This window comes from Acidocella aromatica (assembly GCF_014201825.1).
Classification (GTDB): domain Bacteria; phylum Pseudomonadota; class Alphaproteobacteria; order Acetobacterales; family Acetobacteraceae; genus Acidocella; species Acidocella aromatica.
Genome location: NZ_JACHFJ010000004.1, coordinates 170602 through 176884, shown reverse-complemented (window position 1 = coordinate 176884; position 6283 = coordinate 170602). Strand labels below are relative to the sequence as shown.

The 6283-nt window shown below is 65.8% G+C and carries 8 protein-coding genes; 4 read left to right on the top strand and 4 right to left on the bottom strand.

Features of this window, described 5'->3' with window-relative positions; all coding sequences use genetic code 11:
- Window positions 1–102 precede the first annotated feature (102 nt).
- Window positions 103–1536, bottom strand: coding sequence for a S1C family serine protease (locus tag HNP71_RS07070; protein WP_183266185.1), 1434 nt, complete (start codon window positions 1534–1536; stop codon window positions 103–105).
- A 64-nt stretch (window positions 1537–1600) separates the two neighbouring features.
- On the opposite strand from HNP71_RS07070, the gene apbC reads away from it, so the two are divergent.
- The 3 genes from apbC to HNP71_RS07055 are packed head-to-tail and all read left to right on the top strand — an operon-like array spanning window position 1601 to window position 3602.
- On the top strand, window positions 1601–2602 hold the full coding sequence (gene apbC / locus HNP71_RS07065; protein ID WP_183266184.1) for an iron-sulfur cluster carrier protein ApbC: 1002 nt from the start codon (window positions 1601–1603) through the stop codon (window positions 2600–2602).
- The gene (locus tag HNP71_RS07060) at window positions 2602–3048 is read left to right on the top strand and encodes a DNA polymerase III subunit chi (RefSeq protein ID WP_183266183.1); all 447 of its coding nucleotides are present in this window, start codon (window positions 2602–2604) and stop codon (window positions 3046–3048) included. The genes apbC and HNP71_RS07060 overlap by 1 nt, the downstream gene beginning before the upstream one ends.
- Before the next feature lie 29 nt (window positions 3049–3077).
- On the top strand, window positions 3078–3602 hold the full coding sequence (locus HNP71_RS07055; RefSeq protein ID WP_183266182.1) for a hypothetical protein: 525 nt from the start codon (window positions 3078–3080) through the stop codon (window positions 3600–3602).
- On the opposite strand, the gene HNP71_RS07050 is transcribed toward HNP71_RS07055, so the two are convergent.
- Complete coding sequence (locus HNP71_RS07050) at window positions 3599–4477, bottom strand: Kdo hydroxylase family protein (protein WP_183266181.1); 879 nt, start codon at window positions 4475–4477, stop codon at window positions 3599–3601. The two genes, HNP71_RS07055 and HNP71_RS07050, sit on opposite strands and share 4 nt — an antisense overlap.
- Window positions 4478–4642: 165 nt before the next feature.
- Between HNP71_RS07050 and HNP71_RS07045 the strand changes: the two genes are divergently transcribed.
- Window positions 4643–5200 (top strand): nitroreductase family protein, encoded by a 558-nt coding sequence (locus tag HNP71_RS07045; RefSeq protein WP_183266180.1) that lies wholly within the window; start codon window positions 4643–4645, stop codon window positions 5198–5200.
- Here HNP71_RS07045 and HNP71_RS07040 read toward each other — a convergent pair.
- Together HNP71_RS07040 and HNP71_RS07035 are read right to left on the bottom strand one after the other, a co-directional pair.
- Entirely contained in the window at window positions 5197–5802 is a 606-nt protein-coding gene (locus HNP71_RS07040) for a ribonuclease HII (RefSeq protein WP_183266179.1), read from the bottom strand. The two genes, HNP71_RS07045 and HNP71_RS07040, sit on opposite strands and share 4 nt — an antisense overlap.
- Window positions 5795–6232 carry a nucleoside deaminase gene (locus HNP71_RS07035; protein WP_221246670.1) on the bottom strand — a complete coding sequence of 146 codons (438 nt, stop codon included), beginning with the start codon at window positions 6230–6232 and terminating at the stop codon, window positions 5795–5797. The genes HNP71_RS07040 and HNP71_RS07035 overlap by 8 nt, the downstream gene beginning before the upstream one ends.
- Between the last annotated feature and the right edge of the window lie 51 nt (window positions 6233–6283).

Below are 6283 nucleotides of genomic sequence, written 5' to 3'. Positions count from 1 at the left end.
TTTCTTTGCTTATACCTCGATAACCCATTCTTTTTGTTGAGCATTCGACCATAATACCACAGTATTCATGGTCTAGAGCCTTTTTAAAAAGCCCCCACGTTCTTAGTTCTTAGCTTCCACAGCCACCCAGCGCGGGCCGGGGTTGGTGCCGTCAGCCGTGTTGCCGCTGATGAGGAAAACGGGCGTCTGTCCCGCCAGCGCCTTCAGCTTGGCTTGCAAATCATCCGCCGAGGCCACTGTCTGCCCGTTCACCTGCTCGATGACATCGCCCGGCACGATCCCCGCCTTGCCCGCCGCCCCCTTGGCGGCCAGCACGCTCACGCCGTTATCCGCCGGTTTGGCGGCAACACTTAGTCCCAGTCCTTGCAGCGCCACCGGGCCGGGCGTGGGCGGGGTTACGGTGTCGTCCAGCGCCGCGGGCGGCACGTCGATGGTGATCTTCGTCTTCTGCGCCGAACCGTCGCGCCAGTATTTCACGCTCACGCTCTGCCCGGCCGGGATCTCGGCGGTGCGGATCTGCAATTCGCGCGGGTTGGCCACATCCACCCCGCCGAGCACGGTCACCACATCGCCCGCCTGCAACGCGCCATCCGACGGCCCGCCCGGCGAGACGGAGCCGATGAGCGCGCCGCTGGTGCCGGGCAGATGCAGCGCCGCCTGCACCTGGGGTGTCACTTCCTCGGTGGCGAGGCCGAGCCAGCCGCGCGTCATGGAGCCCTCATGCGCCAACTCCTCGGCCACCGGAGCGGCCATGGCGGCGGGAATGGCGAATCCCACACCGTCCGACGCGCCGCTGGGGGCGTAGATGGCGGAATCCACGCCGATCACCTGCCCCTGCATGTTGAACAGCGGCCCGCCGGAATTGCCTTTGTTGATGGCGGCGTCGGTCTGGATGAAATCGTCTAAATCTGTGTCGCCGATGTCGCGGTGCAGGGCGCTGACGATGCCCGCCGAGCTGGAACCGGGCAGTCCGAACGGGTTGCCCACGGCCATCACCCAATCGCCCACATGCACGGTCGCGGAATCACCGAACTTCACATAAGGCAGCTTGTGCCCAGCATCGATCTTCAGCACCGCGAGGTCCGCCGCTTTGTCCCGCCCGGCTATGCTGGCGGTGTAGACCGTGCCATCGGGGAAGGTGACAATAACGGCATTGGCGTTGTTCACCACATGGGCGTTGGTGAGGATGTAGCCGTCCGGGTCGAAGACGAAGCCGGAGCCAAGGGATTCGATGGTCTTGGGCGGAGGCACCACGGTGCCGGAGGTGTTGTCCGGCGTGTCGGCGGTGGCGTGGAGCGAGCTGTCGGCGCCACTGTTATCGCCACCGCTATTATCGCCGCCATCGCCATTATCCGGGGCGTTATCGCCATCGTCCTGGTTGCTGTTGTCGCCAGCCGGGGCCATGGCCGCGATGCTGACCACCGCCGGCAGCACCTTGGCCGCCAAGGGTTGCAGCGAGGGCGGCATGTCGGCGGCGCGGGCAGCGCTGCCGGCCAGGAGGAAGAGCGCGCAGAGCGGGCGGACCGGGAATGGCATGCATGAAGTTTGCGGGCGGGGGACGATCTTCGCAAGAGGGGGCTGGCGGGATATGTCTTGTCGCATGACTGAGGATGATATTCGCGCGGCGCTGGCGCCGTTCAACATCGCCAACCGGCTGGATGGCGTGCATGTGCAAGGCGGGATGGTGCAGGTGAGTCTGGCCGCCACCCGGGACGAGGCTGCCAAGCTGGAGCCGCTACGTCGCGAGGTGGAAGCTGCCCTGCGCGCCATGCCGGGGGTGAAATCCGCCACCGTGGTGCTGACGGCCCATGCCGCCCCCTCCTCCCCACCAGCCGCCGAGGTGCTGCTGCCGGGGGTGAAGCACGTGATCGCCGTGGCCTCGGGCAAGGGCGGCGTGGGTAAATCCACCGTGGCCGTGAACCTCGCCGTGGCGCTGGCGCAGAGCGGGTTGAAAACCGGGCTGCTGGATGCGGATATCTATGGTCCGTCTCTGCCCAAGATGCTGGGCATCACCTCCCGGCCCGAGGTGCGCGATGGCAAGATGATCCCCCTGGAAGCCTGGGGGCTGAAAGTGATGTCCATCGGCTTCCTGGTGCCGGAGGAGAAGGCGCTCATCTGGCGCGGGCCGATGGTGATGGGCGCGCTGAACCAGATGCTGGGCCAAGCCGAATGGGGCGAACTGGACGTGCTGGTGGTGGACATGCCCCCCGGCACGGGCGACGCGCAGCTTACCCTGGCACAGAAAGCCAAGCCGCATGGCGCGGTCATCGTCTCCACCCCGCAGGACATCGCCCTGCTGGACGCGCGGCGCGGCGTGCAGATGTTCGCCCAGGTGGGCGTGCCAGTGCTGGGGATCGTGGAGAACATGTCCTATTTCTGCTGCCCCAATTGCGGGCATAGGTCCGAGATCTTCGGCCATGGCGGGGCGCGGGCCGAGGCCGAGCGCATCGGCGTGCCGTTCCTGGGCGAAATCCCGCTTCAACTGGCCATCCGCGAGGCCGGGGATAATGGCGCGCCTGTGGTGGTGGCGCAGCCCGAGGGCGAAGTGGCGACGGCCTTCCGCAACGTGGCGGCCGAAGTGGCGCAGGCGCTAAGCCGCTAATGGCCGAGATCGGGTTCTACCACCTCACCCGCAGCGATGTATTCGCCGCCCTGCCCGCGCTGCTGGGGCGCACCTTGCAGGCGGGCGAAAAGGCGCTGGTGGTGTGCCCGGACGAAGCCCTGTTGAAGCTGCTCGACGAGCGGCTATGGACCTGCCCCACCCCGGAGTGGCTGCCCCACGGCACGGCCAAAACCCCGCACCCTGAATGGCAGCCCGTTTTCCTCACCACCCAGGCTGAGGAAAACCCGGCCCAGGCTGGTTTCCTGTTCCGCATCAACGGCGCGGGTGGAGATAGCGCGGGGTTCAAACGCGTGTTCGACCTGTTTGACGGCAATGACGAGGAGGCCGTGATGGCGGCGCGGGAGCGCTGGCGCGCGGCCAAGGCCGAGGGCCACACCCTGGCCTATTGGAAGCAGGAAGAGACAGGCTGGGTGAAGGCGGGGTAAGATAAAGGTACCATCAGAGGAGGCCCATCATGCCGAATGTCATCCGGGAGATCGTCGCGGCGTTTGATACGCCGGAAGCCTTGGACAACGCCGTCTTCACCTTGGAAAGCCAGGGCTTCGACCGCGCGGCGTTTTCCGTGCTGGCCACGGAGGAAACCGTGAACAGCGTGCTCGGGCATCGCTACGAGCAGGTGAAAGAGGTGGAGGACGATCCGCAAGTGCCGTGCGAGACGTTCTTCTCCCGCATGTCCCGGCTGGAGGCGGAAGCCTTCCCCGTTCCCGTCCTGGCCTCCCTGGGCTGGCTGACCGTGGCCGGAATTGGCGGGCCCATTACGGCGGTAATCGCCGCCGGGGCAGGCGGACTGATCGGCGCGGTGCTGAGCGGGCTCATCCATCACCACCATGCGGAGCGGGTGCAGGAGCAGCTGGCCCGGGGCGGGATGGTGCTATGGGTGAGCGTGCGCGATGCCGTGGCGGAGCAAAAAGCCCTGCGCGTTTTGCAAGAACAGGGCGCGCATGATCTGCACGCTCACGACATCCCCCTGCAGGCTTAAGCCGGGCAGCGCATGTCCTTACCCGCCATGCGCGAGAGCACGGAGAGCGGCGCGCGCTCGGGCACCTGCATGCATTCGGGCTCGACAAGGAAAGTCTGCTCCAGGGCGTTGCGGCCCGAGAGCACGGCATGCGCCACCTGGTCGGTATAGACCATCCAGACATGTCCTGGGAGGAAGGAGAATTCCTGCGCCGGGGCGGTACGCTGCCAGCCCATGTCGCGCTTGGCGGCGTCGTGCAGGGCTAACATCGCCTCGTCGTAATGCGAGCGGCGGGCCTTGGTCAGCCCCAGCAGATGCCGCAGACTAGCCGCCCCCGGCAGTGGCGTTTTCAGCGGCCAGAACTCCTGCGCATAAGCCTCGAAATCCGGCCCCACGCGCCAGCGGCGGGGCGTGCCGTTCTGGTCCACATTGGCGAAGACGCGCAAAATCCGCCGCCCCTGCACCGGTGAGGAGGGAAAGGCATCGACATGGCGGCGCGTATCGTCCTGCCGCCAGGAGCGCACGCGCCCTGAAATCTCCACCGGGCGGAAGCTGGTCCGCGCGCGGGTGAGGCCACTGGCATAGGCGGGCAGAACGGTACGCACCAGCGCCTCGGTGAACTCGCCATAGCGTCGCATCATGCCCATCAGCGTCTTGCGCACCGCACCTTCCAGCGCCGTGCCCTTGATCTCGCCTTTAGCCGGATCATAGCTAACATTCTTGGCCGTGCCCTCGGCATGACCGGCGCGGATCAGCGCGGCTTCCTCGGGCTTCAGCGCGAAGGACAGGGCCGGAAACTGAAGCACCGCGCCGCCTTCCAGCGCCAGGGTGGCGCGCTGAGCTAGGGCTGCATCCACTCCGGCCAGACCGGCAATTTCGATTTGCTCAAGCATCATTACATTCCCTGCGCATGGGACAGCATCAATCGGCGGCCTGAGTATCACCCCGCAACCACCGGAACCACAACAAATTTGTCATATTGGCCCGCAACCCGGGCTTGACTTCAGTCAAGGCGGCGCACGGCACCTTGGAATATCGTGTAATGTTAAAAGGGGGACGCCATGGAACTCAGAGAAGCAATTTATGGCCGCCGTTCAACAAGAGGCTACACATCGGAGCCTATACCCGCGCCAGTAATCGAGGGACTCATCTCCGCCGCCATCCAGGCGCCGAGCGCCGTGAACGAACAGCCCTGGCATTTTACCATCGTGCGCAGCCAGGAAACGCTGGACCGCATCTCAACCGCCGCCAAGGCGCATATGCTGAAGCTGATGGAAAGCAGTTCTTTTCCGCATCATCTGCATGGCCGGCTGCAAGACCCCGGGTTTCATATTTTCTACCGCGCGCCTGCGCTGATCGTGATTTCTACGCGCGAAGGCGACTGGCATGTGGAAAACGCCGCCCTGGCCGCGCAGAACCTGATGCTGGCGGCACATGGCGCAGGGCTTGGCTCGTGCTGGATAGGCTTTGCCCAGCGCTGGCTGGAAACCAGCGAAGGCCGGATGATCCTGGGCCTGCCGGAGCATTATCTTCCTGTGGCGCCGATCATCATCGGCCACGCCAAACACCCGGTACCGCCCGTACCGCGCGAGGCACCCTGGCTGCACTGGCTGGATTAAACCAGCTTACCCTGCAATAGCGCGCCGAATCCCATGCGGTGATGCTTTGTCGGGCCATGAGCGATAATCGCCTCGCGGTGTACTTTCGCGGCGTAGCCGGCGTTCTTCTCCCAGGCATAGGCCGGATAGCGCAAGGCCAGTTTTTCCATCAGCGCATCACGGGTCTGCTTGGCGAAGATTGAGGCAGCCGCAATGGAAAGTGAAAGTGCGTCGCCGCCTACCAGCGTTGTGCAGGGCAGGCCGCAAGCGGGGGCGCGGTTACCGTCCACCAGCACATGGCTTGGCGAAACCGGCAGGCGAGCGATGGCACGGCGCATCGCCAGCATCGAGGCGTGCAGGATGTTAAGGTCGTAAATCTCGCGCACCGAGGCAGCGCCGAGCGCCATCACCGCACCGCTCTCGCGCAGAGCGGCCAATGCCTTCGCCCGCTTTGCGGCGGAAAGTTTCTTGGAATCGTCGATGAGTTTGGCGATCTCACCAGGAAGCTCTGCGGGCAGGATCACCGCCGCGGCCACCACCGGCCCCGCCAGCGGGCCGCGCCCGACCTCGTCCACCCCGGCGACAAGACCGCCGATGCGCGCCTCGCGCGAGAGATCAGGCACTGCGGAACCCCGCGAAAAATTCCTTCAGCAGCGCCGAACAATCGGAATCACGCACGCCGCCGATCACCTCCGGCTTGTGGTGCGTGGTGGCGTGGAAGAACACGCGCGGCCCGTGCTCCACGGCGCCAGTTTTGGGATCGTACGCGCCGAACACCACCCTCTTCACCCGGAAGGCGGCAATGGCCCCGGCACACATGGCGCAGGGCTCCAGCGTTACGGTGAGCGTGCAATCGGCCAGATATTTGCCGCCGCGCGCGGCACGGGCCTGGGCCAGCACCAGCATCTCGGCATGGGCGGCGGGGTCTTCCTCAGCCTCGGTCCGGTTACCCGCCACCGCCAGCACCGCGCCCGTGGCGTCGGTCAGCACCGCGCCCACGGGCACCTCGCCAGCGGCGGCGGCGCGGCGGGCTTCCTCCAGGGCTATGTCCATCGGGTTTTGCATCGGCGCAGATTTGCCTTGGGCGGCGGCGGCGGTCTAGGT

Bases quoted from the DNA above. Each gene is read 5' to 3' on its own strand.
- apbC (WP_183266184.1), top strand. From the start codon at position 1,601: ATGACTGAGGATGATATTCGCGCGGCGCTGGCGCCGTTCAACATCGCC.
- HNP71_RS07060 (WP_183266183.1), top strand. From the start codon at position 2,602: ATGGCCGAGATCGGGTTCTACCACCTCACCCGCAGCGATGTATTCGCC.
- HNP71_RS07070 (WP_183266185.1), bottom strand. From the start codon at position 1,536: ATGCCATTCCCGGTCCGCCCGCTCTGCGCGCTCTTCCTCCTGGCCGGC.
- HNP71_RS07035 (WP_221246670.1), bottom strand. From the start codon at position 6,232: ATGGACATAGCCCTGGAGGAAGCCCGCCGCGCCGCCGCCGCTGGCGAG.
- HNP71_RS07045 (WP_183266180.1), top strand. From the start codon at position 4,643: ATGGAACTCAGAGAAGCAATTTATGGCCGCCGTTCAACAAGAGGCTAC.
- HNP71_RS07055 (WP_183266182.1), top strand. From the start codon at position 3,078: ATGCCGAATGTCATCCGGGAGATCGTCGCGGCGTTTGATACGCCGGAA.
- HNP71_RS07050 (WP_183266181.1), bottom strand. From the start codon at position 4,477: ATGATGCTTGAGCAAATCGAAATTGCCGGTCTGGCCGGAGTGGATGCA.